We start from the raw sequence: 22,684 nt of genomic DNA, 5'->3' as shown, positions 1-22,684 counted from the left end.
ACAGGCGGGGGCGCCCGGCGACGGGCCCCTCGCCACCAAGTAAAGTACAGACACACACCGCGCACCAACGGTTCCGAGCCCATCCAGGGCCGGCCGGGGGTGACGCTTCCGAGTCCTGAGGAGGACCCACAGTGGCCAAGGCCAAGTTCGAGCGCACCAAGCCGCACGTCAACATCGGAACCATCGGTCACGTCGACCACGGCAAGACCACGCTCACGGCGGCGATCACCAAGGTTCTGCACGACCAGTACCCGGACCTCAACGAGGCCCGCGACTTCGCGCAGATCGACAACGCTCCCGAGGAGCGCCAGCGCGGCATCACGATCAACATCTCGCACGTCGAGTACCAGACCGAGAAGCGTCACTACGCGCACGTCGACGCCCCCGGTCACGCCGACTACGTGAAGAACATGATCACGGGTGCGGCACAGATGGACGGCGCGATCCTCGTGGTCGCCGCCACCGACGGCCCGATGCCCCAGACGCGTGAGCACGTGCTGCTCGCCCGCCAGGTCGGCGTCCCCTACATCGTCGTCGCACTGAACAAGTCCGACATGGTGGACGACGAGGAGATCCTGGAGCTCGTCGAGCTCGAGGTCCGCGAGCTCCTCGGCTCGCAGCAGTTCGACGAGGACGCTCCCGTCGTGCAGGTCTCGGCGCTCAAGGCGCTCGAGGGCGACGAGAAGTGGGTCAAGTCGGTCCAGGACCTCATGGCCCAGGTCGACGAGCACGTGCCGGACCCGGTGCGCGCCACCGATCAGCCGTTCCTGATGCCGATCGAGGACGTCTTCACGATCACCGGTCGTGGCACGGTCGTCACCGGTCGCGTCGAGCGTGGCACGCTCAACCTGAACGCCGAGGTCGAGATCGTCGGCATCCGCGCGACGCAGAAGACCACCGTCACGGGCATCGAGATGTTCCGCAAGCTGCTCGACCAGGCGGTCGCCGGTGACAACACCGGTCTGCTGATCCGTGGCCTCAAGCGCGAGGACGTGGAGCGCGGCCAGGTCGTCGTGAAGCCGGGTTCGGTCACGCCGCACACCGAGTTCCAGGCGAATGCGTACATCCTGACCAAGGACGAGGGTGGGCGTCACAACCCGTTCTACGCGAACTACCGCCCGCAGTTCTACTTCCGCACCACGGACGTCACCGGCGTCATCACGCTGCCCGAGGGCACCGAGATGGTCATGCCCGGTGACACCGTCGCCATGACGGTCGAGCTGATCCAGCCGATCGCCATGGAAGAGGGCCTCCGTTTCGCCATCCGTGAGGGTGGTCGTACGGTCGGTGCCGGTACGGTCGAGAAGATCATCAAGTAACTCCGGTTCCTTGCGACAGCGGGGTCGGGCCTTCGGGCCCGGCCCCGCTTCGTCGTGTCCGGCCCCTGGCGCGCGTACAGGGCGCCGGACAGGAGGGCCGGGGCGGGGCCCGCCACGGGCCTCCAGTCCGCCCCGTGACCCGTCACAGGCGTCACGGAGTTGGCTCGACGTCGTGACACGCCTCCGCAGATCCGCGACCTCTGGTCGCGGCTACCACCGCGTCCGTTCCGGACGCGGTTTCTCGTTCCGCGACCCCGACGGCAACACCGTGACGGACCCGGACGAACGCCGTCGGCTGGAGGAGTTCGTGATCCCGCCGGCGTGGGACGACGTCTGGATCTCCCCGTACGAGAACGGCCACATCCTGGCGACGGGCACGGACGGCGCGGGACGCCGCCAGTACATGTACCACCCGTCCTGGCGCGAACGGATGGACCGGATCAAGTACGACCGTGCGCTGGCACTGGCCGAGTCGTTGCCGGTTGCCCGCCGCGGTGTCACGCAGGACCTCCGTCGCCCCGAGCCGGACCGCCGCCGTGCGCTGGCAGCAGCGTTCCGGATGCTCGACCAGGGGTCGCTCCGGGTCGGGTCCGAGCGGTACGCCACAGAGCACGGCAGTCGGGGACTGTCTACCCTGCTCTGCGCGCACGCGCACGTCTCCGGCGACGACATCGAGCTCGACTTCCCCGGCAAGAGCGGGCAGGAGTGGTCGTCGTCGATCCACGACCACGACCTGGCGCGGGTGATCGCGGGCATGAAGCGTCGTGGGCCCAACGCGCGGTTGCTCTCGTTCCGTGAGCGCCGCGGAGCGGAGTGGGAGCCGCTCTCGGCCGAGGACATCAACGCCTACGTGAAGGAACGTGCGGGCGACGAGTTCACCGCGAAGGACTTCCGGACCCTGCACGGGACGGTCGCGGCCGCGGTCGACCTGGCCAAGACCGGACCGCAGTCGTCCCAGGCGAAGCGGAAGAAGGCCGTCTCGCACGCGGTGAAGGCCGCCAGCGACGAGCTCGGCAACACCCCGACGGTGTGCCGACAGAGCTACATCGACCCCCGGTTGCTCGACGCGTACGACCACGGGGAGACCATCGACCCGAACCGCCTGGCGTCCGCCGAGGCCGAGGTCCGGGCACTGCTCTACCGACAATGACCCGGGGGCCGTCCGGATGACGTAGCGTTGGTCGACGTGCCGGACCACCCCCACACGGCACGGAAGGACCCACAACAGTCGTGACCGACGAGTGCATCCACGGATTCCCCACCGAGCTCTGCGACATCTGCGCACCCCGGCAGCGCGAGGCGTCGGAGATCCCAGCCACCCCGGCCCCCCGCCGGACCCGCATCACCACCAACCTGCGCGTCGACCCGCCGGCCTCCGGCCCCGGGACGTCGCTCCGGTCGCCGACGTCGCTCCGTTCGTCGTCAGCCGACCTGCCCGAGGCACGTGAGTTCGCAGCGCTCCGCGCCCACCACGTGACCCACATCGACAACCTCGACGGCATCGTCGGTGCCGGGGCGATCCTGGCGTCCGACCAGGCCGAGCCGGTCGTGGACGTCAGTTCCGCCGAGACCCGTGCCGCCCGCGCCGAGGCCGAGGCCCCCGACGGCTCCTCGATCGCCGGCCACGTGCCGTTCACGCTGTCGCCCGACGCCACCCGCTGGGACGAGCTCCGCACGGGCGCCGACGGTGAGCGCTGGTCGGACGCCGCCCGCCGTACCCGGGCGATCGACTACGTCGTGCTCGTCGTGCCGGTCTCGGCGTTCGGTGCCTCGGTGATCGTCGCCGACCAGGACGCCGACGCCGACGACGTCCGGTTCGCCGTCGGCCCGGACGCCGGCACGAACCTGATCCGCCGCACCGACTTCACGGACCCCGAGATGCACGGCCTCGAGCTGCTCGCCGGTCCGAGTGTGCCGTTCACGTCGGTCGCGGTCATCGGCGTGCCGAACGACAAGGCCCGGCAGACCGTCCGCGCCGTGCTCGCCGACCACGGCGGACACGCTCCGCGAGTGGCCGTCTTCCCGCCGTGGTTCGTGCCCCCGGTGACCGCCGAGTGACGGTCTCCTGACCCGTTTCGACGCACCCTCCGGACCCCGTCCGGAGGGTGCGTCGCGTTGCGGGGCCGAGCCGGGCCTCCAGGCCGTTCGATCCGCGTGGATCCGCGGAAGCGACCCGGCGAGACACGCCCGGTAATTCGCGACACGCCCGGGTTGCACGTGGGGCGGGGCTATGCGAGACTTGTCCGGTTCCGAATTCCCCGTGGGTGTACGCCCACAGGATCACTGCTCTGGCAGTGCACAACCCCCTTGTTCAGCAGGGCTGGGTTGGGCCGCAGGCAGCAGAACACGACTCCCCGAGATGTGACGGACGCGGTGTACAACTGCTGCGCCCGGAGCGCGAGGCAGTCGATTGCCCACGCTGGACGGCCACGGTCGCCCGCGAGGTTGACAGGTGAACAGCGGTCATCCCCAGTGGATGCGGCCGGTTGGTTCAGGAAAACAGCACGGTCCGCAGGAATGCGGAACCGAGCGGCGTCAGGCGGCCAGAGGGTGCGCGGCGCAGAGAGGACAAGAGACACATGGCGGGACAGAAGATCCGCATCCGGCTCAAGTCGTATGACCACGAGGTCATCGACACGTCGGCCCGGAAGATCGTCGACACGGTGACCCGTGCCGGTGCAACCGTGGTCGGCCCGGTGCCGCTCCCCACCGAGAAGAACGTGATCGCAGTGATCCGTTCCCCTCACAAGTACAAGGACTCGCGCGAGCACTTCGAGAAGCGCACGCACAAGCGGGTCATCGACATCGTCGACCCGACGCCGAAGGCCGTGGACTCGCTCATGCGACTCGACCTGCCGGCAGACGTCAACATCGAGATCAAGCTGTAAGGGGGCTGACCAATGGCGAACTCAACCAAGACCGTCAAGGGCCTCCTCGGCAAGAAGCTCGGCATGACGCAGGTGTGGGACGAGAACAACAAGTTCATCCCCGTCACCGTGATCGAGGTCGGCCCGAACGTGGTCACCCAGATCCGCAACGCTGAGCGCGACGGCTACGAGGCGATCCAGATCGCCGCCGGCGCCATCGACCCGCGCAAGGTCAACAAGCCGGCCGCTGGCCACTTCGAGGCCGCTGGCGTGACCCCGCGTCGCACCCTCACCGAGATCCGTACCAACGACTCCGCTGAGTACACGCTCGGCCAGGAGCTCACCGTGGACGGCACGTTCACGGCGGGCCAGAAGGTCGACGTCGTCGGTACCTCCAAGGGCAAGGGCTTCGCCGGTGTCATGAAGCGCCACGGCTTCCACGGCGTCGGTGCCTCGCACGGTGCGCACCGCAACCACCGCAAGCCCGGCTCGATCGGTGCTTCCTCGACCCCGTCGCGCGTCTTCAAGGGCATGCGCATGGCTGGTCGTATGGGTGGCGACCGCGTGACCGTCCTCAACCTCACGGTGCACGCCGTCGACGCCGAGAAGGGTCTGCTGCTCGTCAAGGGCGCCGTCCCCGGTGCTCGTGGCCGCTCCGTCTTCGTCCGCACCGCCGTGAAGGGTAAGTGATCATGGCCACCACGACCGCAACCACGATCGACGTCCTCGACGCATCGGGTGCCAAGTCCGGCACCGTCGAGCTCCCCGCAGCTCTCTTCGACGTCGAGACCAACGTCCCGCTGATCCACCAGGTGGTCACCGCGCAGCTCGCAGCCGCGCGTCAGGGCACCCACAAGACCAAGAACCGCGGCGAAGTCCGCGGTGCCGGTCGCAAGCCGTTCAAGCAGAAGGGCACCGGCCGCGCCCGTCAGGGTTCCGTCCGTGCTCCGGAGCACACCGGCGGTGGCGTCGTCCACGGACCGACCCCGCGCGACTACTCGCAGCGCACCCCGAAGAAGATGATCGCCGCTGCTCTGCTCGGCTCGCTCTCGGACCGCGCCCGCGGTGGCCGCATCTCCGCTGTGGAGGGCTTCGTCGCGGCTGAACTGCCGTCGACCAAGACCGCCCGCACGCTCCTCGAGAAGGTCGCGCCCGTCAAGAACGTGCTCGTCGTGCTCGAGACGGACGACGAGCTGACGCTCAAGTCGATCCGCAACCTGTCGAACGTCCACGCGCTCTCGTACGGCCAGCTCAACGCCTACGACGTGCTGCGTTCGGACGCTGTCGTCTTCAGCAAGAGCGCCCTCGACGCCTTCATCGCGTCGAAGACCGCGAAGGAGATCACCGCATGAGCGGCTTCAACAAGGACCCGCGCGACGTCATCATCTCGCCGGTCGTCTCGGAGAAGAGCTACGCGCTCATCGACCAGGGCAAGTACACGTTCATCGTGGACCCCCGCTCGAACAAGACCGAGATCAAGCTCGCCATCGAGAAGATCTTCGACGTCAAGGTCGCGAGCATCAACACGCTGAACCGCCCGGGCAAGACCCGTCGCACCAAGTTCGGTCTCGGCAAGCGCAAGGACACCAAGCGCGCCATCGTGACGCTCAAGTCCGGTTCGATCGACATCTTCACGGCTGTCGGCTGAGGACCAGAGGGATAAATCATGGCTATTCGTAACTACAAGCCGACGACCCCCGGTCGTCGCGGCTCGTCGGTCGCAGACTTCGCTGAGATCACCCGTTCGACTCCGGAGAAGTCCCTGCTTCGTCCGCTGCCGAAGACCGGTGGTCGCAACAGCTCCGGCCGTATCACCACGCGTCACATCGGTGGTGGCCACAAGCGCCAGTACCGCGTGATCGACTTCCGTCGCTCCGACAAGGACGGCGTCGACGCCAAGGTCGCTCACATCGAGTACGACCCCAACCGCACTGCGCGCATCGCGCTCCTGCACTACGTGGACGGCACGAAGCGGTACATCATCGCGCCGAACAAGCTGAAGCAGGGCGACGTCATCGAGCAGGGCCCCGGCGCCGACATCAAGCCCGGCAACAACCTGCCGCTGCGCAACATCCCCGTGGGTACCGTCGTGCACGCCATCGAGCTCCGCCCCGGTGGCGGCGCCAAGATGGCTCGCTCCGCCGGCGCCTCGGTCCGCCTCGTCGCCAAGGACGGCCCCTACGCGCAGCTCCGTCTGCCGTCGGGTGAGGTCCGCAACGTCGACGCACGCTGCCGCGCCACCATCGGCGAGGTCGGCAACGCCGAGCAGTCGAACATCAACTGGGGCAAGGCCGGCCGCATGCGTTGGAAGGGCGTCCGCCCGACCGTCCGTGGTGTCGCCATGAACCCGGTCGACCACCCGCACGGTGGTGGTGAGGGCAAGACGTCCGGTGGTCGTCACCCGGTCAGCCCCTGGGGCCAGTCCGAGGGCCGTACGCGCAAGCCGAACAAGCCGAGCGACAAGCTCATCGTCCGTCGCCGTAACGCCGGCAAGAAGCGCAAGTAGGAGTTCAGAAGATGCCACGCAGTCTGAAGAAGGGCCCCTTCGTCGACGAGCACCTGCTCCGCAAGGTCGTCACGCAGAACGAGGCCAACACCAAGAACGTGATCCGTACGTGGTCGCGTCGGTCGATGATCGTCCCGAACATGCTCGGGCACACGATCGCCGTCCACGACGGCCGCAAGCACATCCCGGTGTTCGTCACCGAGTCGATGGTCGGTCACAAGCTCGGCGAGTTCGCGCCGACCCGCACCTTCCGTGGTCACGTGAAGGACGACAAGAAGGGCCGTCGCCGCTGAGGCGGCGACGCAGAGGAGGAACGAAATGGTGGAGTCGATCGCACGCGTGCGACACATCCGCGTCACGCCTCAGAAGGCCCGTCGCGTCATCGAGCTGATCCGCGGCAAGCAGGCCCACGAGGCCCTCGCCATCCTGAAGTTCGCCCCCCAGGGCGCTTCGGAGCCCGTGTACAAGCTGGTCGCCTCGGCGATCGCGAACGCACGGGTCAAGGCGGACTCGACGAACAGCTTCCTCGACGAGCGCGACCTCTACGTGAGCCGCGTCTTCGTCGACGAGGGCACGACCCTGAAGCGGTTCCAGCCGCGCGCCCAGGGCCGCGCCTTCCGCATCAACAAGCGCACCAGCCACATCACGGTCGTCCTCGCGACGCCCGACGAGGCCGAGGTTGCCGCGACGAGCAAGAAGGCGAGCAAGTAATGGGCCAGAAGGTCAACCCGTACGGCTTCCGTCTCGGGATCACGACGGACCACGTCTCGCACTGGTTCACCGACAGCAAGAAGGCCGGTCAGCGCTACGCCGACTACGTGGCCGAGGACATCAAGGTGCGCGAGTACCTGAAGAAGACCCTCGACCGCGCCGGTGTTGCACGCATCGAGCTCGAGCGCACCCGTGACCGTGTCCGCGTGGACATCCACACGGCTCGTCCGGGCATCGTCATCGGCCGCCGCGGCGCCGAGGCGGAGCGCGTTCGCGGTGAGCTCGAGAAGCTCACCAAGAAGCAGATCCAGCTGAACATCCTCGAGGTCAAGAACCCCGAGACCGAGGCCCAGCTCGTCGCGCAGGGCATCGCCGAGCAGCTCTCCGCTCGTGTCGCGTTCCGTCGCGCCATGCGCAAGGGCCTGCAGGGTGCACAGCGCGCCGGCGCCAAGGGTGTCCGCATCCAGGTGTCGGGCCGTCTCGGCGGCGCCGAGATGTCCCGTTCGGAGTTCTACCGCGAAGGCCGTGTGCCGCTGCACACCCTCCGCGCGAACATCGACTACGGCTTCTACGAGGCCCGGACCACGTTCGGCCGCATCGGCGTGAAGGTCTGGATCTACAAGGGCGACATCACGAACAAGGAGCTCGCTCGCGAGCAGGCGAACCAGCGTTCGTCGCGCCCCGAGCGTCGTGGCGGCCCGCGCGGTGAGCGCGGCGACCGTGGCGGCGACCGTCGTGGCGGCGACCGCGGTGACCGTCGCCCGCAGCAGGCCCCGCAGGACGCGCCGGCCGGCGCAGGAGTTGAGGCGTAACCATGCTTATTCCCCGTCGAGTCAAGCACCGCAAGCAGCACCACCCGAAGCGTTCGGGTCAGGCCACCGGTGGTACCAAGGTCAGCTTCGGCGACTACGGCATCCAGGCCCTCACCCCGGCGTACGTGACCAACCGTCAGATCGAGTCCGCTCGTATCGCCATGACGCGTCACATCAAGCGTGGTGGCAAGGTCTGGATCAACATCTACCCGGACCGTCCGCTGACCAAGAAGCCCGCCGAGACCCGCATGGGTTCCGGTAAGGGTTCGCCCGAGTGGTGGGTCGCGAACGTGAAGCCGGGCCGGGTGCTCTTCGAGCTCTCCGGCGTCAGCGAGGAGATCGCCCGTGAGGCGTTGACTCGTGCAATCCACAAGCTGCCCCTCAAGGCACGCATCATCAAGCGCGAGGAGGGCGACGCATAATGGCGATCGGTTCCAAGGAGCTCCGTCCGACGGAGCTCGACACGTTCGAGAACGAGCGTCTCGCTGACGAGCTGAAGAAGGCCAAGGAGGAACTCTTCAACCTCCGCTTCCAGTCGGCCACCGGCCAGCTGGAGAGCCACGGTCGTCTCCGTGCCGTCAAGCGCGACATCGCCCGCATCTACACCGTCCTCCGCGAGCGCGAGCTCGGCATCCGTGCCACTCCCGCGCCCGTCGAGACCGCCCCCAAGGCCAAGAAGACGACGAAGAAGGCTGACAAGCCGGCCGAGTCGACCGAGGCCGAGACCGCCGAGGAGAAGTAATGGCGAACGAAGAGAAGAACTCCGCCGCCCTCACTCGCGGCTACCGCAAGACGCGTCGCGGCTACGTGACGAGCGACAAGATGGACAAGACCATCGTGGTCGAGGTCGAGGACCGCGTGAAGCACGCGCTCTACGGCAAGATCATCCGTCGCACGTCCAAGGTGAAGGCCCACGACGAGCTCGGCACCGCTGGTGTCGGCGACCTCGTCGTGATCAGCGAGACCCGTCCCCTCAGCGCGTCCAAGCGCTGGCGCCTGGTCGAGATCCTCGAGAAGGCCAAGTAGGCCTCGGCCTGCTTCGGAATAGGAGACAGCAGTGATTCAGCAGGAATCCCGCCTGAAGGTCGCCGACAACACGGGTGCCAAGGAGATCTTGACCATCCGCGTGCTCGGTGGCTCGGGTCGTCGCTACGCCGGCCTCGGTGACGTCATCGTCGCCACGGTGAAGGACGCCATCCCCGGCGGCAACGTGAAGAAGGGTGACGTCGTCAAGGCGGTCATCGTTCGCACCAAGAAGGAGACCCGTCGTCAGGACGGCTCCTACATCAAGTTCGACGAGAACGCGGCAGTGATCCTCAAGGCCGACGGCGACCCGCGCGGTACGCGCATCTTCGGTCCGGTCGGTCGCGAGCTCCGTGACAAGAAGTTCATGAAGATCATCTCGCTCGCGCCGGAGGTGCTGTAAGCCATGGCGAACATCAAGAAGGGTGACCTCGTCCAGGTCATCACGGGCGCGACGCAGGAGCGTGGCGGCGACCGTGGCAAGCAGGGCAAGGTCATCGAGGTCCTCAAGGACAAGAACCGCGTCGTCGTCGAGGGCGTGAACTTCGTCACGAAGCACGTCCGCGTCGGTCAGACGCAGCGTGGTTCGAAGACCGGTGGCATCGAGCAGCACGAAGCCTCGATCCACGTCTCGAACGTCGCACTCGTCGACCCGAAGACGAAGAAGCCGACGCGTGTCGGTTTCCGCACCGAAGAGGTGGAGAAGGACGGCGTCAAGAAGACCGTCCGTGTCCGCTACGCGAAGAAGTCTGGTGAGAAGCTCTGATGACTGACACGACTGCTGCGCCCGCTGGCAAGATCCAGCCGCGCCTCAAGCAGAAGTACCTGGCCGAGATCAAGACGGCCCTCACCGAGCAGTTCGGTTACGCGAACGTCAACCAGGTCCCCGGCCTGGTCAAGGTCGTCGTGAACACCGGTGTCGGCGAGGCCGCTCGTGACTCCAAGATCATCGAGGGGGCCATCAAGGACCTCACGGCGATCACGGGTCAGAAGCCCCAGGTCAACATCGCCCGCAAGTCCATCGCACAGTTCAAGCTGCGCGAGGGTCAGGCCATCGGCGCGCACGTCACCCTCCGCGGTGACCGCGCGTGGGAGTTCCTCGACCGCCTGGTGACGCTCGCACTGCCTCGCATCCGCGACTTCCGCGGTCTCAGCGACAAGCAGTTCGACGGCAACGGCAACTACACGTTCGGTCTCACGGAGCAGTCCGTGTTCCACGAGATCGACCAGGACCGCATCGACCGTGTCCGCGGCTTCGACATCACTGTCGTGACCACCGCGAAGACGGACGACGAGGGACGCGCGCTGCTCCGCCAGCTCGGCTTCCCGTTCCGCTCCAACGAGCAGACGGTCTAAACTACTTCGGGCGGTGCGGGCCGGAGGATTCACGTCCTCCGGCCCGCACGCACGAACACACCGATCTCGGGGAACCGCCCCGGGATCACTCGATCGCTCAGGTCGGCATTCGTGGAACGGGTGTCGAAACCAGGTGAGAAATGGACGAACATCATGACGATGACCGATCCGGTCGCAGACATGCTGACCAGATTGCGGAACGCGAACTCCGCGCACCACGACGCAGTCGCGCTCCCGAGCTCCAAGCTCAAGAAGAACATCGCCGACATCCTCAAGCGTGAGGGCTACATCAGCGAGTGGAAGGTGGAGGACGCCCGAGTCGGGCAGACCCTCACCATCGACCTGAAGTACGGCCCCGAGCGCGAGCGTTCGATCGCCGGCATCAAGCGCGTCTCGAAGCCGGGCCTCCGGGTCTACGCGAAGTCGACGGAGATCCCCCAGGTCCTCGGTGGCCTCGGCGTGGCGATCCTCTCGACCTCCTCCGGCCTCCTGACCGACCGCGAAGCCGAGCAGAAGGGCGTGGGTGGGGAAGTCCTCGCCTACGTGTGGTGATCGACAATGTCACGAATCGGACGTCTCCCCATCGACATCCCCGCCGGCGTCACCGTCTCCGTTGACGGTCAGAACGTGGCGGTCAAGGGCCCGAAGGGCGAGCTCGCGCTCGTCATCGCGGAGCCCATCCAGGCCAAGGTCGAGGAGAACCAGGTCCTCGTCACCCGTCCGGACGACGAGCGCGAGTCGCGTTCGCTCCACGGACTGACCCGGACCCTCATCGCCAACAACATCATCGGCGTGACCCAGGGCTACACCAAGGGCCTCGAGGTCGTCGGCACCGGTTACCGTGTCGCGGCCAAGGGCTCGAACCTCGAGTTCGCGCTCGGGTACTCCCACTCGATCACGGTCGAGCCGCCGGCGGGCATCAGCTTCGCGGTGGAGGGCAACAACAAGGTCACCGTCGCCGGTATCGACAAGCAGGCTGTCGGCGAGGTCGCCGCGAACATCCGGAAGCTCCGGAAGCCCGAGCCCTACAAGGGCAAGGGTGTCCGTTACGCCGGCGAGAACGTGCGCCGCAAGGCCGGAAAGTCAGGTAAGTGATCATGGGACTCCTCAAGACACGAGGCAAGAGCAAGGCGGCCGCCAAGGCGCGTCGTCACAACCGTCTCCGCAAGAAGATCACCGGCACCGAGGCTCGTCCCCGTCTCGCCGTCACCCGCTCGTCGCGTCACGTGTTCGTGCAGGTCATCGACGACTCGAAGGGTCACACCCTCGCCAGCGCCTCGACGATGGAGGCAGACCTCCGCTCGTTCGACGGCGACAAGACCGCCAAGGCCCGTCGCGTCGGTGAGCTCCTCGCCGAGCGCGCGAAGTCGGCTGGCGTCGAGGCCGTGGTCTTCGACCGCGGTGGCAGCAAGTACGCCGGTCGCGTCGCCGCGATCGCCGATGGTGCCCGTGAAGGAGGGCTGAACCTGTGAGCGACAACGCGAACACCAACGAAGACGCCAAGACCGAGGCCGTCGAGGCCACGGAGACCGAGGCAGTCGAGACCACGGAGACCACCGAGGCGAGCACGGAGGCCACGGCCACCGAGGCAACCGCCGAGGCGACCACCGAGGGCGCCAAGACCGGCAAGGAGGCGGAGGCACCTGCCGTTGCCGAGCGTCCGGTCGAGACCGCCGCGGGCTCCGCGTCCAACAACCGCGACTCCGCTGACAACCGTGGCCGTCGTGGTGGCGGTCGTGACCGTCAGCAGGGCCGCGACCGCAACAACCGCGGTGGCGACAGCCAGTTCCTCGAGCGCGTGGTGACCATCAACCGCGTCTCGAAGGTCGTCAAGGGTGGTCGTCGCTTCAGCTTCACGGCGCTCGTCGTCGTCGGTGACGGCAACGGCCTCGTGGGCGTCGGCTACGGCAAGGCCAAGGAGGTCCCCACGGCGATCTCCAAGGGTGTCGAAGAGGCGAAGAAGAACTTCTTCCGCGTCCCCCGCGTCGGCAACACGATCCCGCACCCGGTGCAGGGTGAAGCCGCCGCTGGCGTCGTCCTCCTGCGTCCGGCCGGCCCCGGTACCGGTGTCATCGCCGGTGGTCCGGTCCGCGCCGTGCTCGAGTGCGCCGGCATCCACGACGTCCTGAGCAAGTCGCTCGGCTCGTCGAACACCATCAACATCGTGCACGCGACCGTCGAGGCTCTGAAGCAGCTCGAGGAGCCCCGCGCCGTCGCGAGCCGTCGTGGCCTCGACGTCGAGCGGGTCGTCCCGGCCCGTCTGCTCCAGGCCGAGGCCGCAGCCCTGCGTGCCGCGACCGAGAAGGCAGGTGCGTGATGGCGATGCTGAAGATCACGCAGATCAAGTCCGTTATCAGCGAGAAGCAGTACCAGCGCGACACCCTGCGCAGCCTGGGCCTCAAGCGCATCGGCCGTTCGGTCGAGCGTGAGGACAACTCCCAGAACCGCGGGTACATCGCGACGGTGGCGCACCTCGTGAAGGTCGAGGAGGTCGACGCATGAGCGACGAGAAGAACGAGCGCGTGCAGGTGCTGAAGCTGCACCACCTCCGTCCCGCAGAGGGCGCCAAGAAGGACCGCACCCGCGTGGGTCGCGGTGAGGGCTCGAAGGGCAAGACCGCTGGGCGTGGTACCAAGGGCACGAAGGCCCGTTACCAGGTCCGGGTCGGCTTCGAGGGTGGGCAGATGCCGCTGCACATGCGCACCCCGAAGCTCCGCGGGTTCAAGAACCCGTTCCGGGTCGAGTACCAGGTCGTGAACCTGGACAAGATCTCGGAGCTCTACCCCGATGGTGGCGACGTCACCGTTGCGGGCCTGGTCGCCAAGGGCGCCGTCCGCAAGAACGAGAAGGTCAAGGTTCTCGGTCAGGGTGACATCACCGTGAAGATCACGGTCACGGTCGACAAGGTCTCGGCGTCCGCCGCCGAGAAGATCGTGGCTGCTGGCGGCACCGTCTCCCAGTAACCCCCGTCGGCGGCCCGTGCGTTTGCGCACGGGCCGCCGTTACGGTTTCCTTGACAGTGGCCGGCATCCGTCGGCCAGGTCGGCCCTGCCGACCGAAACCGGTCCGGCCGCGATCGACGGCCCCGGTCCCACAAGTTCGGAGTCATCGTGTTCAGAGCGGTCGCGCGCATCATGCGCACCCCTGATCTTCGCAAGAAGATCGGCTTCACCCTCGCGATCATCGCGCTGTTCCGTCTCGGGTCGTACATCCCGGCACCGTTCGTCGACTACGCCGCCGTGCAGAGCTGTCTCGCCAGCGCGTCGTCCTCCGGCGGTCTCTACGACCTCATCAACCTCTTCTCCGGCGGCGCGCTGCTGAAGCTCTCGGTCTTCGCGCTCGGCATCATGCCGTACATCACGTCGTCGATCATCGTGCAGCTCCTGCGTGTGGTCATCCCGCACTTCGACACCCTCTACAAGGAGGGCCAGTCGGGCCAGGCGAAGCTGACGCAGTACACGCGCTACCTCACGATCGCACTCGGTGTCCTGCAGTCCACGACGCTGATCACGGTCGCCCGCTCCGGCGCCCTGTTCGGCACCAACGCCTCCGCGTCCTGCACCTCGATCATCTCGAACGACAGCTGGTACGCCATCATGCTGATGGTCGTCACGCTGACCGCCGGCACCGGCCTCATCATGTGGATGGGCGAGCTCGTCACCGAGCGCGGCATCGGCAACGGCATGTCGCTCCTGATCTTCACGTCGATCGCGGCGCAGTTCCCGTCGGCGCTCTGGGCGATCGAGCAGTCGCAGTCGTTCGAGCTCTTCCTGTTCGTGATCCTGGTCGGACTCGTGATCATGATGGCCGTCGTGTTCGTCGAGCAGTCACAGCGGCGGATCCCCGTGCAGTACGCCAAGCGCATGGTGGGGCGGCGGACGTACGGCGGCAACAACACCTACATCCCGATCAAGGTCAACATGGCCGGCGTCGTGCCCGTCATCTTCGCCTCGTCGCTGCTGTACCTGCCGGCCCTGATCGCGCAGTTCAACCAGCCCTCGGACGGCTCCGAGCCGGCCGCGTGGGTGACCTGGATCCAGAACAACCTGACCTCGGGTGACAACTGGTTCTACATGGTCCTGTACTTCCTGCTCATCGTCGGGTTCACGTACTTCTACGTGGCGATCACCTTCAACCCCGAAGAGGTCGCCGACAACATGAAGAAGTACGGCGGGTTCATCCCCGGCATCCGTGCCGGTCGTCCGACCGCCGAGTACCTCGACTACGTCCTCACCCGGGTGACGCTGCCCGGCTCGCTCTACCTCGGTCTCATCGCGCTCATCCCGCTGGCAGCACTGGCGCTGTTCGGCGCGAACCAGAACTTCCCGTTCGGTGGCGCGAGCATCCTCATCATCGTGGGTGTCGGTCTCGAGACCGTGAAGCAGATCGACTCGCAGCTGCAGCAGCGTCACTACGAAGGGCTTCTCCGTTGAGCGCACGTCTCATCATCGTCGGACCTCCCGGAGCAGGGAAGGGCACCCAGGCCGGCCGCATCGCTGACTCCCTCGGGATCCCCGCGATCTCGACCGGGGACATCTTCCGCAAGAACGTGGCAGAGGGCACCCCGCTCGGTGTGCAGGCGAAGGCGATCATGGACGCCGGCGAGTACGTGCCGGACTCCCTGACGAACGAGCTCGTGAAGTCCCGCCTGCAGGAGCCCGACGCCGAGCACGGGTTCCTGCTGGACGGGTACCCGCGCACGGTCGGTCAGGTCGAGTACCTCGATGCGCTGCTCGCCGAGCAGGGCACCGCGATCGACGCCGTCGTGCAGCTCGTCGCCGACCAGGACGAGCTCGTCGGCCGCCTGCTCAAGCGTGCCGAGGACCAGGGTCGCAGCGACGACAACGAGGAGACGATCCGTCGTCGTCAGCAGGTCTACGCCGAGCAGACGGCGCCCATCGTGGCGGCGTACGGCGAGCGTGGCCTGGTTGTCGACGTCGACGGCCTCGGCGCGATCGACGAGGTCGGCGACCGCATCCAGACGGCACTGGCGGGCCGCGGGCTCTCCGCGACCGTCTGACCAGCGTGGTGCGGTTCAAGAAGCCCTCGATCTACAAGACCCCGGACGAGCTCCGGGCGATGGTCCGGCCGGGCCTGCTGACCGCCGAGGCGCTCGACGCCGTCCGTGCAGCGATCCGCCCGGGCATCACGACCGGCGAACTCGACGCGATCGCCGAGCGCACCATCCGTGACGGCGGCGGGATCCCGAACTTCCAGCTCGTGCCCGGCTACCGCCACACGCTGTGCGTGTCCGTGAACGACGAGATCGTGCACGGGATCCCCGGTGAGCGCGTGCTCGCGCCCGGCGACATCGTGTCGGTGGACGCCGGCGCCGAGGTCGACGGCTGGAACGGCGACAGCGCGTTCACGACGGTCGTGCCCGGTGGCGACGCCACGGTCACCGCAGCGCGGCAGACGCTCTGCGAGACGACCGAGCGGTCGCTCTGGCACGGCATCGCCGCGCTCGCCCACGCGAAGAACCTGCACGAGGTGGGCTCCGCGGTGGAAGACGCGATCGACGAGACCGGCGCGTGGGGCATCGTCGAGGACTACACCGGTCACGGCATCGGCCGGTCGATGCACGAGGACCCGCCGGTCTTCAACTACCGCGTCCGTGGTGCCGGCCCTGCCGTCAAGCCGGGGCTGGTGGTCGCCATCGAACCGATGGTCACGGCCGGCACGATCGACAGCTCGACGGACGACGACGACTGGACCGTCCGCACGCTCGACGGTTCGGACGCCGCGCACTGGGAGCACAGCGTCGCGGTGCACGCGGCTGGGATCTGGGTGCTCACGGCCGCCGACGGCGGCGCTCGCGGCCTGGCCCCGCTGGGTGTGACGCCCGTCCCGATCCCGTAGGACGGGCCTCCAGTCCGGATCCGGTGCCGACGACCGGCGCACCTGCGCGACGCGCGCATCTGCGCGACGCGACGGCCGGGAGGCCCGGCTGACGTCCGACGTATCGCCCACCTCGCGCGGACCCGCCCGACCAGTGCCGGACGGACGCCCTGGCGTCGCGTCAGTTGCCGACGGAGCAGGTCTCCTCGGAGGCGCTCTGCCCGGTGATCGACGAGGGCAGCGGCGTCGCCGACGCGGTCGGCGTCCGGGTGGCGGTCGCGCTCGGCGTCGCTGACGGCGTGCCGGCGGTCGACGGGGTCCCGGACGAACCCGTGGTGCCGGACGACCCGGTGCCGGTCGAGGTCCCGCCGCCCGACGGCGACTCCTCGGACGCGCGACCGGTGCTCGAGTCGCTCAGCGAGGACCGGACGTCGTTCTGCAGCGCCACGTTCAGGGTGTGGGCCGTCTCCTGGTCGACGATCACCCGGGCGCTGTCGTCGGGGTCGTCGGCCACCGGGTACTGCACGAAGAGCATGTTGGCCGTGCTCATCCCCCGCAGCGCCGCGGCGAGCTTGACCAGGGTGCCGGTCTGGGCCAGGCCGTCGGACAGCGTCATGTTGGACAGGGCGGCACCGGCCAGCTTGTAGAGCGTGATCGGGTTCGAGAGCGTGCCGTCCGAGGTGACCTTGCGGAGGAGCGCCGACAGGAACACCTGCTGCGAGCTGATGCGGGCGAGGTCGCTGCCGTCGCCGACCCCGTGGCGGGTGCGCAGGAAGGCGAGGGCGTCCGAGCCCTCGAGGGAGTGCGAGCCCGTCGTGAGGTGCAGGCCGGTGAACGTGTCGTCGATCGGCTCGGCGACGCACACGTCCACGCCGCCGAGGGCGTTCGACATCTCGATCACGCCGTCGAAGGTGATGAGCCCGGCGTAGGGGATGCTCAGGCCGGTCAGGTTCTCGACCGTGTCCACGACGCAGGAGACACCGCCGTTGCCGAGCGCGGTGTTGAACATCGCCGAGGTGGACGCGGGGTAGGTCGTGCCGGTCGCGGGGTTGGTGCAGGCCGGGATCGGGACCATCAGGTCACGGGGGAAGCTGACCGCGGTGAGCTGCTGGTGGTCCGCCGAGATGTGGATGAGCATCGTGACGTCGTTGCGGGCGCCCTCGACGTCCTCGTCGGAGTCGAACTGGCCGACCCGGGTGTCGCTGCCGATGAGCAGGATGTTCGCCCCGCCCTTGATCGCCGAGATGTCCGCGGTCTTGGCGGTGTTCTGGTCGTCGGTGCTCAGTGCGACGGTCTGCGGGGCGGTGGCGAGCTGCGCCCCGGCGATCGCGGCGACGCTGGTGCCGCTAACGAGCAGGACGGGGACGGTGGCCGCGACGACGGTGACGAGCGTGCCCCAACCCCGACGACGGGCCTGCTTGCCGTGGCTGGCGAAGGGGCGTCGGGTGGCGTCGGGCACGTGTTCTCCGTTCGGTGGTCCGGCGCGAACTGCTGGTGCGGCGGACGTGGCTGCGGAGCCAAACTACGGTTCGCGCGCTGGTGCGCGCCCTGAGCGCGCCGTCAAACCACTGTGGAACGCTCAGCCACGGTTCCGGAAGCCCCAGACGTGGGGTGTTCCGCATCCCCACTTGGCAATTGCGGGTTTACCACATAAGATCGATCTTTGGTGTGTCATGCCCTCTCGGGTGTGGCGACCGACCCGCAGACCGGTTCGGGGATCACACCTGTTCCACAACCAAGCGACAGTGAGGCTATGGCCAAGAAAGACGGCGTCATCGAGATCGAAGGCTCGGTGCTCGAAGCTCTGCCCAACGCGATGTTCCGCGTTGAGCTGACGAACGGACACAAGGTCCTCGCGCACATCTCCGGGAAGATGCGCCAGCACTACATCCGCATCCTCCCCGAGGACCGCGTGATCGTGGAGCTGAGCCCGTACGACCTGACCCGCGGCCGGATCGTCTACCGCTACAAGTGATCCGCGAGCTGGAAAGGAACGGCACGGCAATCCTGCCGAGCACGAAGCCAGCGAGCACGAGGAAAGAACCATGAAGGTCAACCCCAGCGTCAAGCCCATCTGCGAACACTGCCGTGTGATTCGCCGCAAGGGCCGCGTCATGGTGATCTGCAAGAGCAACCCGCGTCACAAGCAGCGCCAGGGCTAGTCCCGGGCGCGTGACCGGCACCGGTGTCCCTCGGACACTAGGCTGCTCGAGCACGACCCACAACTGAAGATCGACAACGCAGTACCAGAACCCGGTCGCACGACGGCCGGGGGACACCTCGGGGCGGAGGCCCGAGCACCGGTACTGCGCCACACCTCCATCGACAACAGGAGCAGCCATCACATGGCACGTCTAGCAGGCGTCGACATCCCGCGCGAGAAGCGCGTGGAGATCGCACTCACGTACATCTACGGCGTCGGCCGTACCCGCGCCGTCCAGGCACTGACGGAGACCGGTATCTCCGGTGACATCCGCGTCAAGGACCTGACCGACGACCAGCTCGTCGCCCTCCGTGACTTCATCGAGGGCAACTTCAAGGTCGAGGGTGACCTCCGCCGTGAGGTCGCCGCCGACATCCGCCGCAAGGTCGAGATCGGCAGCTACGAGGGTCTCCGCCACCGTCGTGGTCTCCCGGTGCGCGGTCAGCGCACCAAGACCAACGCTCGTACCCGCAAGGGCCCGAAGCGCACCGTGGCAGGCAAGAAGAAGGCTCGATAGGAGACCCCGATGGCTACCCCCAAGACTGCCGCGCGCAAGCCGCGCCGCAAGGAGAAGAAGAACGTCGCTGTGGGCCAGGCCCACATCAAGAGCACGTTCAACAACACGATCGTCAGCATCACCGACCCGTCGGGTGCCGTCCTCAGCTGGGCGTCCTCGGGTGCCGTGGGCTTCAAGGGTTCGCGCAAGTCGACGCCGTTCGCGGCGCAGCTCGCTGCCGAGTCCGCTGCGCGTCAGGCGCAGGAGCACGGCGTCAAGAAGGTCGACGTCTTCGTGAAGGGCCCGGGTTCGGGTCGCGAGACCGCGATCCGCTCCCTCCAGGCCGCTGGCCTCGAGGTCGGCTCGATCAACGACGTCACGCCGCAGGCGCACAACGGGTGCCGCCCGCCCAAGCGCCGTCGCGTCTGACGCGAGGAGCAACCGGCCGCGCCCTGCTCGTCCCCTGACCGGATCCGTTCCGGCGAGGGCGGGCAGGGCCCGCGGCCATTCCTGGTCGTTCGATCGCGCACGTGTGTGCGCGTGATCACAACTCAACAGACCCGTCGGGGCCCATGCGGCCCCGTCGTACCGCCAAGTGTCATATAGCGGACACTTCGCCGAAAGGAATCCCACAGTGCTCATTGCACAGCGCCCCACCCTGACCGAGGAGCCGATCTCCGAGCACCGCTCGCGCTTCGTCATCGAGCCGCTCGAGCCGGGCTTCGGTTACACCCTCGGCAACTCGCTGCGCCGCACGCTCCTCTCCTCGATCCCCGGCGCGGCTGTCACCAGCATCCGCATCGACGGCGTCCTCCACGAGTTCAGCACCGTTCCCGGTGTCAAGGAAGACGTCACCGAGATCATCCTCAACATCAAGAGCCTGGTCGTCTCCAGCGAGCACGACGAGCCCATCACGGCGTACCTGCGCAAGCAGGGTGCCGGTCAGGTCACCGCAGCGGACATCTCCGCTCCGGCCGGCGTCGAGATCCACAACCCGGAACTCGTCATCGCGACCCTGAACGACACCGCGCGCTTCGAGCTCGAGCTCACGATCGAGCGCGGCCGTGGCTACGTCTCGGCGACGCAGAACCGTTCCGAGTTCAGCGAAGCCGGTCAGATCCCGATCGACTCGATCTACTCGCCGGTCCTCAAGGTCACCTACCGCGTCGAGGCGACGCGTGCCGGTGAGCGCACGGACTTCGACCGCCTGGTCGTCGACGTCGAGGCGAAGCCGGCCATCACGCCGCGCGACGCCATCGCGTCGGCCGGTCGCACGCTGGTCGAGCTGTTCGGGCTCGCTCGCGAGCTCAACACGGCGGCCGAGGGCATCGAGATCGGCCCCGCGCCGGTCGACGCCGTGCTCTCGAACGAACTGCAGACCCCGATCGAGGACCTCGACCTGTCGGTCCGCAGCTACAACTGCCTGAAGCGGGAGGGCATCAACACGGTGTCCGAGCTCGTCGCCCTGTCGGAGACGCAGCTCATGAACATCCGCAACTTCGGTCAGAAGTCGGTGGACGAGGTCAAGGACAAGCTCACCGAGCTCGGCCTGTCCCTTAAGGACACCGTCCCCGGATTCGACGGCGCCCACTTCTACAGCGGGTACGACGAGGACGAGTCCAACAACTGACCTCGCGCTCACGCGCAAGCGCGCTGACACCGCGCGCACCACTTTCACCACTGGAGAACTGACATGCCGAAGCCCACCAAGGGCCCCCGCCTCGGTGGCGGTCCCGCCCACGAGCGCCTGCTCCTGAGCAACCTCGCCAACGCCCTCTTCACGCACGGTCGCATCACGACCACGGAGACGAAGGCCAAGCGCCTCCGTCCGGTCGCCGAGCGTCTCATCACGTTCGCGAAGCGCGGCGACCTGCACGCGCGTCGTCGTGTGATCAGCATCCTGCGCGACAAGTCCGTCGTGCACACGCTGTTCACCGAGATCGCCCCCCAGGTCGAGGACCGCCAGGGCGGTTACACCCGCATCACGAAGCTCGGCTTCCGCAAGGGCGACAACGCCCCGCTGGCGTCGATCGAGCTCGTCCTCGAGCCCGTCTCGAGCACGCCCGCTCCGGTCAAGCGCAACTCGGCTCCGGCCGCTGCTGCCGCCCCGGTCGACGAGCCCGCCGCTGACGAGACCACCGAGGAGGCCCCGGTCGAGGAGACCGAGACCACCGAGGAGTCCGCACCGGTCGAGACCGAGTCCGAGACCGAGGCTGCTGCCGAGGTCGAGGCCGACGCCGCCGAGAAGTCGGACGACGCCGACACCAAGTAGTCCGGTGCCCTCCGGGGCGCTGCACCACCACGAGGAAGCCCCCGCGACCCAGGTCGCGGGGGCTTCCTCGTGTCCGAGGCTGGTCACGGGCACGGACGGCTCGGCGTAACGTCCCCGGCCGGGTGCGAGGGAAGGAAGTCATGGCGTTCCAGCACGTTGCGGGTCTGGGGACGAGGGTCTGGCGGTGGAGCCGGACCTCGGGCACGCAGCCGCGCCTGCTGCACGCCGGCAAGGCCGCCGCCGCCGCCGTGATCGCGTGGTTCGTGGCGCGGCACATCCCGGGCGTCGCGGCCGAGTACCCGTACTACGCACCACTCGGCGCCGTCGTCGCGATGCAGACCACGGTGTTCGCCGGCATCCGGAGCGGTGTGCAGACCCTGGTCGGGATCGCCCTCGGCATCCTCATCGCCGCGTTCACGATGTGGGTCGGCGACCCCGGCTTCCTCGCGATCGCGCTCGCGGTCGGCGTCGGGGTGCTGGTCGGCGGGTTCCGCGTGCTCGGGGAGGGCAGCTCGTGGGTGTCCACCGCGGCGCTCTTCGTGCTGCTCGTCGGCGGCGCCAACGCTGAGGGTTACTCGCTCGGGTACCTCGTGCAGATGGCCGTGGGCGTCGTCGTCGGGCTGCTGGTCAACTTCCTGGTGTTCCCGCCGCTGCACTTCTGGGACGCCGAACACCGCATCGACGCGGTGAACGGCGTGCTGGCGGACCACCTCGACGGGCTGGCAGCCGTGCTCGAGGAGGGCAAGCGCGACGAGAAGGCGTGGGACCACCAGCAGGACCGCCTGGACCGCGCGATCGCGGACGTGCGGTCGCGGGTGGCGATCGCGCACGAGAGCCGCCGGCTCAACCCCCGTGGTGCACTGCGCGGGTCGCGAGCGCGGCTCCAGGAGGACGGCGGACGCTTCCGGGCACTGGAGCGGGTCGCCTGGTACACGACCGACCTCACCGAGCTCGTGGCACGCTCCGGCCCGGTGTCCGAGGGCGTCGGGCGTCCGGACCCGGCGTTCGCCACCCCCATCGCCGAGGCCCTGCGGAAGATCGCCAGCACGATCCGCGGTGACTCCCCGGAGGACCAGGCGGAAGAGGCCATCGCACGACTCGAGGCAGCGCTCGACGCCTCGCGTGAGAACCCCTCCCACGTCGCGGTCACCTCGGCCGCGCTCGTCGCCCTGCGCGGGATCGTCGAGTCCGAGCGACGCGCCACCGACGACCTCGACACCCGGACGGGTCCGTCGGCGTTCGGTCGTCCGCGGGGCTGAGCGGGCGCGGGCGGTCGCCGTC

At 67.9% G+C, this 22,684-nt stretch carries 34 protein-coding genes; 33 read left to right on the top strand and 1 reads right to left on the bottom strand.

Annotated elements, in window-relative coordinates:
• Positions 1-131: 131 nt before the first annotated feature.
• From tuf to map, 26 genes are all read left to right on the top strand, one after another.
• Positions 132-1,319 (top strand): elongation factor Tu, encoded by a 1,188-nt coding sequence (gene tuf / locus ORG17_RS16440; protein ID WP_027466734.1) that lies wholly within the window; start codon positions 132-134, stop codon positions 1,317-1,319.
• Positions 1,320-1,491: 172 nt separating this feature from the next.
• Positions 1,492-2,469, top strand: a complete 978-nt coding sequence (locus tag ORG17_RS16435) for a DNA topoisomerase IB (protein ID WP_027466733.1) — start codon at positions 1,492-1,494, stop codon at positions 2,467-2,469.
• 80 nt (positions 2,470-2,549) lie between these two features.
• Positions 2,550-3,377 carry a DarT ssDNA thymidine ADP-ribosyltransferase family protein gene (locus ORG17_RS16430; protein ID WP_051596996.1) on the top strand — a complete coding sequence of 276 codons (828 nt, stop codon included), beginning with the start codon at positions 2,550-2,552 and terminating at the stop codon, positions 3,375-3,377.
• A gap of 521 nt (positions 3,378-3,898) precedes the next feature.
• The gene (gene rpsJ / locus ORG17_RS16425) at positions 3,899-4,207 is read left to right on the top strand and encodes a 30S ribosomal protein S10 (protein ID WP_017885534.1); all 309 of its coding nucleotides are present in this window, start codon (positions 3,899-3,901) and stop codon (positions 4,205-4,207) included.
• A gap of 12 nt (positions 4,208-4,219) precedes the next feature.
• The gene (gene rplC / locus ORG17_RS16420; RefSeq protein WP_027466731.1) at positions 4,220-4,876 is read left to right on the top strand and encodes a 50S ribosomal protein L3; all 657 of its coding nucleotides are present in this window, start codon (positions 4,220-4,222) and stop codon (positions 4,874-4,876) included.
• Positions 4,877-4,878: 2 nt separating this feature from the next.
• Positions 4,879-5,538 carry a 50S ribosomal protein L4 gene (gene rplD / locus ORG17_RS16415; protein WP_027466730.1) on the top strand — a complete coding sequence of 220 codons (660 nt, stop codon included), beginning with the start codon at positions 4,879-4,881 and terminating at the stop codon, positions 5,536-5,538.
• Positions 5,535-5,834, top strand: a complete 300-nt coding sequence (rplW, locus tag ORG17_RS16410; RefSeq protein WP_027466729.1) for a 50S ribosomal protein L23 — start codon at positions 5,535-5,537, stop codon at positions 5,832-5,834. Before rplD ends, rplW begins: the two co-directional genes overlap by 4 nt.
• 18 nt (positions 5,835-5,852) lie before the next feature.
• Positions 5,853-6,692 (top strand): 50S ribosomal protein L2, encoded by an 840-nt coding sequence (gene rplB / locus ORG17_RS16405; protein WP_027466728.1) that lies wholly within the window; start codon positions 5,853-5,855, stop codon positions 6,690-6,692.
• Between the two features lie 11 nt (positions 6,693-6,703).
• Positions 6,704-6,985, top strand: coding sequence for a 30S ribosomal protein S19 (gene rpsS, locus ORG17_RS16400; RefSeq protein ID WP_017885529.1), 282 nt, complete (start codon positions 6,704-6,706; stop codon positions 6,983-6,985).
• A gap of 25 nt (positions 6,986-7,010) precedes the next feature.
• On the top strand, positions 7,011-7,403 hold the full coding sequence (rplV, locus tag ORG17_RS16395) for a 50S ribosomal protein L22 (protein WP_035809257.1): 393 nt from the start codon (positions 7,011-7,013) through the stop codon (positions 7,401-7,403).
• Positions 7,403-8,215: a 30S ribosomal protein S3 gene (rpsC, locus tag ORG17_RS16390; protein ID WP_017885527.1), complete on the top strand. Its 813-nt coding sequence runs from the start codon at positions 7,403-7,405 to the stop codon at positions 8,213-8,215. The genes rplV and rpsC overlap by 1 nt, the downstream gene beginning before the upstream one ends.
• 2 nt (positions 8,216-8,217) lie before the next feature.
• On the top strand, positions 8,218-8,637 hold the full coding sequence (gene rplP / locus ORG17_RS16385) for a 50S ribosomal protein L16 (protein ID WP_017885526.1): 420 nt from the start codon (positions 8,218-8,220) through the stop codon (positions 8,635-8,637).
• Entirely contained in the window at positions 8,637-8,957 is a 321-nt protein-coding gene (gene rpmC / locus ORG17_RS16380) for a 50S ribosomal protein L29 (RefSeq protein WP_017885525.1), read from the top strand. The genes rplP and rpmC overlap by 1 nt, the downstream gene beginning before the upstream one ends.
• Positions 8,957-9,241: a 30S ribosomal protein S17 gene (rpsQ, locus tag ORG17_RS16375; RefSeq protein ID WP_017885524.1), complete on the top strand. Its 285-nt coding sequence runs from the start codon at positions 8,957-8,959 to the stop codon at positions 9,239-9,241. Before rpmC ends, rpsQ begins: the two co-directional genes overlap by 1 nt.
• Positions 9,242-9,272: 31 nt before the next feature.
• The gene (gene rplN, locus ORG17_RS16370) at positions 9,273-9,641 is read left to right on the top strand and encodes a 50S ribosomal protein L14 (RefSeq protein ID WP_017885523.1); all 369 of its coding nucleotides are present in this window, start codon (positions 9,273-9,275) and stop codon (positions 9,639-9,641) included.
• 3 nt (positions 9,642-9,644) lie between these two features.
• On the top strand, positions 9,645-10,004 hold the full coding sequence (gene rplX / locus ORG17_RS16365) for a 50S ribosomal protein L24 (protein WP_017885522.1): 360 nt from the start codon (positions 9,645-9,647) through the stop codon (positions 10,002-10,004).
• Entirely contained in the window at positions 10,004-10,594 is a 591-nt protein-coding gene (rplE, locus tag ORG17_RS16360) for a 50S ribosomal protein L5 (protein ID WP_042537502.1), read from the top strand. Before rplX ends, rplE begins: the two co-directional genes overlap by 1 nt.
• A gap of 153 nt (positions 10,595-10,747) precedes the next feature.
• Positions 10,748-11,146 carry a 30S ribosomal protein S8 gene (rpsH, locus tag ORG17_RS16355; protein WP_017885519.1) on the top strand — a complete coding sequence of 133 codons (399 nt, stop codon included), beginning with the start codon at positions 10,748-10,750 and terminating at the stop codon, positions 11,144-11,146.
• A 6-nt stretch (positions 11,147-11,152) separates the two neighbouring features.
• Positions 11,153-11,689, top strand: a complete 537-nt coding sequence (gene rplF, locus ORG17_RS16350; protein WP_017885518.1) for a 50S ribosomal protein L6 — start codon at positions 11,153-11,155, stop codon at positions 11,687-11,689.
• A 2-nt stretch (positions 11,690-11,691) separates the two neighbouring features.
• Complete coding sequence (gene rplR / locus ORG17_RS16345) at positions 11,692-12,066, top strand: 50S ribosomal protein L18 (RefSeq protein ID WP_027466725.1); 375 nt, start codon at positions 11,692-11,694, stop codon at positions 12,064-12,066.
• On the top strand, positions 12,063-12,911 hold the full coding sequence (rpsE, locus tag ORG17_RS16340) for a 30S ribosomal protein S5 (protein ID WP_111056574.1): 849 nt from the start codon (positions 12,063-12,065) through the stop codon (positions 12,909-12,911). Before rplR ends, rpsE begins: the two co-directional genes overlap by 4 nt.
• Positions 12,911-13,096, top strand: a complete 186-nt coding sequence (gene rpmD, locus ORG17_RS16335) for a 50S ribosomal protein L30 (protein ID WP_017885515.1) — start codon at positions 12,911-12,913, stop codon at positions 13,094-13,096. Before rpsE ends, rpmD begins: the two co-directional genes overlap by 1 nt.
• Positions 13,093-13,557, top strand: coding sequence for a 50S ribosomal protein L15 (rplO, locus tag ORG17_RS16330; protein ID WP_027466723.1), 465 nt, complete (start codon positions 13,093-13,095; stop codon positions 13,555-13,557). The genes rpmD and rplO overlap by 4 nt, the downstream gene beginning before the upstream one ends.
• A 147-nt stretch (positions 13,558-13,704) precedes the next feature.
• Positions 13,705-15,027 carry a preprotein translocase subunit SecY gene (secY, locus tag ORG17_RS16325; protein WP_027466722.1) on the top strand — a complete coding sequence of 441 codons (1,323 nt, stop codon included), beginning with the start codon at positions 13,705-13,707 and terminating at the stop codon, positions 15,025-15,027.
• Positions 15,024-15,614, top strand: coding sequence for an adenylate kinase (locus ORG17_RS16320; protein WP_214526124.1), 591 nt, complete (start codon positions 15,024-15,026; stop codon positions 15,612-15,614). The genes secY and ORG17_RS16320 overlap by 4 nt, the downstream gene beginning before the upstream one ends.
• A 59-nt stretch (positions 15,615-15,673) precedes the next feature.
• Positions 15,674-16,453 (top strand): type I methionyl aminopeptidase, encoded by a 780-nt coding sequence (gene map / locus ORG17_RS16315; RefSeq protein ID WP_250892070.1) that lies wholly within the window; start codon positions 15,674-15,676, stop codon positions 16,451-16,453.
• Between the two features lie 160 nt (positions 16,454-16,613).
• Here the strand turns inward: map and ORG17_RS16310 are convergent, their stop codons facing one another.
• Positions 16,614-17,891, bottom strand: a complete 1,278-nt coding sequence (locus tag ORG17_RS16310; RefSeq protein WP_214526125.1) for an LCP family protein — start codon at positions 17,889-17,891, stop codon at positions 16,614-16,616.
• A 294-nt stretch (positions 17,892-18,185) separates the two neighbouring features.
• Between ORG17_RS16310 and infA the strand changes: the two genes are divergently transcribed.
• From infA to ORG17_RS16275, 7 genes are all read left to right on the top strand, one after another.
• Entirely contained in the window at positions 18,186-18,407 is a 222-nt protein-coding gene (gene infA, locus ORG17_RS16305) for a translation initiation factor IF-1 (RefSeq protein ID WP_017885509.1), read from the top strand.
• A gap of 70 nt (positions 18,408-18,477) precedes the next feature.
• Positions 18,478-18,594, top strand: coding sequence for a 50S ribosomal protein L36 (gene rpmJ / locus ORG17_RS16300; protein WP_022903266.1), 117 nt, complete (start codon positions 18,478-18,480; stop codon positions 18,592-18,594).
• Between the two features lie 183 nt (positions 18,595-18,777).
• Positions 18,778-19,152, top strand: a complete 375-nt coding sequence (rpsM, locus tag ORG17_RS16295; RefSeq protein ID WP_017885508.1) for a 30S ribosomal protein S13 — start codon at positions 18,778-18,780, stop codon at positions 19,150-19,152.
• A 9-nt stretch (positions 19,153-19,161) separates the two neighbouring features.
• Positions 19,162-19,560, top strand: coding sequence for a 30S ribosomal protein S11 (gene rpsK, locus ORG17_RS16290; RefSeq protein WP_017885507.1), 399 nt, complete (start codon positions 19,162-19,164; stop codon positions 19,558-19,560).
• 205 nt (positions 19,561-19,765) lie between these two features.
• Complete coding sequence (locus ORG17_RS16285) at positions 19,766-20,761, top strand: DNA-directed RNA polymerase subunit alpha (protein ID WP_017885506.1); 996 nt, start codon at positions 19,766-19,768, stop codon at positions 20,759-20,761.
• Between the two features lie 63 nt (positions 20,762-20,824).
• Positions 20,825-21,403 (top strand): 50S ribosomal protein L17, encoded by a 579-nt coding sequence (gene rplQ, locus ORG17_RS16280; RefSeq protein ID WP_071245471.1) that lies wholly within the window; start codon positions 20,825-20,827, stop codon positions 21,401-21,403.
• 140 nt (positions 21,404-21,543) lie between these two features.
• Positions 21,544-22,662, top strand: a complete 1,119-nt coding sequence (locus ORG17_RS16275; RefSeq protein ID WP_214526126.1) for an aromatic acid exporter family protein — start codon at positions 21,544-21,546, stop codon at positions 22,660-22,662.
• Positions 22,663-22,684 lie beyond the last annotated feature (22 nt).

Origin of the sequence: Curtobacterium flaccumfaciens pv. betae (genome assembly GCF_026241855.1) — a bacterium.
Taxonomy (GTDB): Bacteria; Actinomycetota; Actinomycetes; order Actinomycetales; family Microbacteriaceae; genus Curtobacterium; species Curtobacterium flaccumfaciens.
This window is presented reverse-complemented; position numbering and strand designations above follow the sequence as displayed.

Excerpts from the sequence above, each read along its gene's own strand:
- rpsJ (WP_017885534.1), top strand. The coding sequence starts at position 3,899 with ATGGCGGGACAGAAGATCCGCATCCGGCTCAAGTCGTATGACCACGAG.
- rplC (WP_027466731.1), top strand. The coding sequence starts at position 4,220 with ATGGCGAACTCAACCAAGACCGTCAAGGGCCTCCTCGGCAAGAAGCTC.
- rplD (WP_027466730.1), top strand. The coding sequence starts at position 4,879 with ATGGCCACCACGACCGCAACCACGATCGACGTCCTCGACGCATCGGGT.
- rplW (WP_027466729.1), top strand. The coding sequence starts at position 5,535 with ATGAGCGGCTTCAACAAGGACCCGCGCGACGTCATCATCTCGCCGGTC.
- rplB (WP_027466728.1), top strand. The coding sequence starts at position 5,853 with ATGGCTATTCGTAACTACAAGCCGACGACCCCCGGTCGTCGCGGCTCG.
- rpsS (WP_017885529.1), top strand. The coding sequence starts at position 6,704 with ATGCCACGCAGTCTGAAGAAGGGCCCCTTCGTCGACGAGCACCTGCTC.
- rplV (WP_035809257.1), top strand. The coding sequence starts at position 7,011 with ATGGTGGAGTCGATCGCACGCGTGCGACACATCCGCGTCACGCCTCAG.
- rpsC (WP_017885527.1), top strand. The coding sequence starts at position 7,403 with ATGGGCCAGAAGGTCAACCCGTACGGCTTCCGTCTCGGGATCACGACG.
- rplP (WP_017885526.1), top strand. The coding sequence starts at position 8,218 with ATGCTTATTCCCCGTCGAGTCAAGCACCGCAAGCAGCACCACCCGAAG.
- rpmC (WP_017885525.1), top strand. The coding sequence starts at position 8,637 with ATGGCGATCGGTTCCAAGGAGCTCCGTCCGACGGAGCTCGACACGTTC.
- rpsQ (WP_017885524.1), top strand. The coding sequence starts at position 8,957 with ATGGCGAACGAAGAGAAGAACTCCGCCGCCCTCACTCGCGGCTACCGC.
- rplX (WP_017885522.1), top strand. The coding sequence starts at position 9,645 with ATGGCGAACATCAAGAAGGGTGACCTCGTCCAGGTCATCACGGGCGCG.
- rplE (WP_042537502.1), top strand. The coding sequence starts at position 10,004 with ATGACTGACACGACTGCTGCGCCCGCTGGCAAGATCCAGCCGCGCCTC.
- rpsH (WP_017885519.1), top strand. The coding sequence starts at position 10,748 with ATGACGATGACCGATCCGGTCGCAGACATGCTGACCAGATTGCGGAAC.
- rplF (WP_017885518.1), top strand. The coding sequence starts at position 11,153 with ATGTCACGAATCGGACGTCTCCCCATCGACATCCCCGCCGGCGTCACC.
- rplR (WP_027466725.1), top strand. The coding sequence starts at position 11,692 with ATGGGACTCCTCAAGACACGAGGCAAGAGCAAGGCGGCCGCCAAGGCG.
- rpmD (WP_017885515.1), top strand. The coding sequence starts at position 12,911 with ATGGCGATGCTGAAGATCACGCAGATCAAGTCCGTTATCAGCGAGAAG.
- rplO (WP_027466723.1), top strand. The coding sequence starts at position 13,093 with ATGAGCGACGAGAAGAACGAGCGCGTGCAGGTGCTGAAGCTGCACCAC.
- map (WP_250892070.1), top strand. The coding sequence starts at position 15,674 with ATGGTCCGGCCGGGCCTGCTGACCGCCGAGGCGCTCGACGCCGTCCGT.
- infA (WP_017885509.1), top strand. The coding sequence starts at position 18,186 with ATGGCCAAGAAAGACGGCGTCATCGAGATCGAAGGCTCGGTGCTCGAA.
- rpmJ (WP_022903266.1), top strand. The coding sequence starts at position 18,478 with ATGAAGGTCAACCCCAGCGTCAAGCCCATCTGCGAACACTGCCGTGTG.
- rpsM (WP_017885508.1), top strand. The coding sequence starts at position 18,778 with ATGGCACGTCTAGCAGGCGTCGACATCCCGCGCGAGAAGCGCGTGGAG.
- rpsK (WP_017885507.1), top strand. The coding sequence starts at position 19,162 with ATGGCTACCCCCAAGACTGCCGCGCGCAAGCCGCGCCGCAAGGAGAAG.
- rplQ (WP_071245471.1), top strand. The coding sequence starts at position 20,825 with ATGCCGAAGCCCACCAAGGGCCCCCGCCTCGGTGGCGGTCCCGCCCAC.
- ORG17_RS16275 (WP_214526126.1), top strand. The coding sequence starts at position 21,544 with ATGGCGTTCCAGCACGTTGCGGGTCTGGGGACGAGGGTCTGGCGGTGG.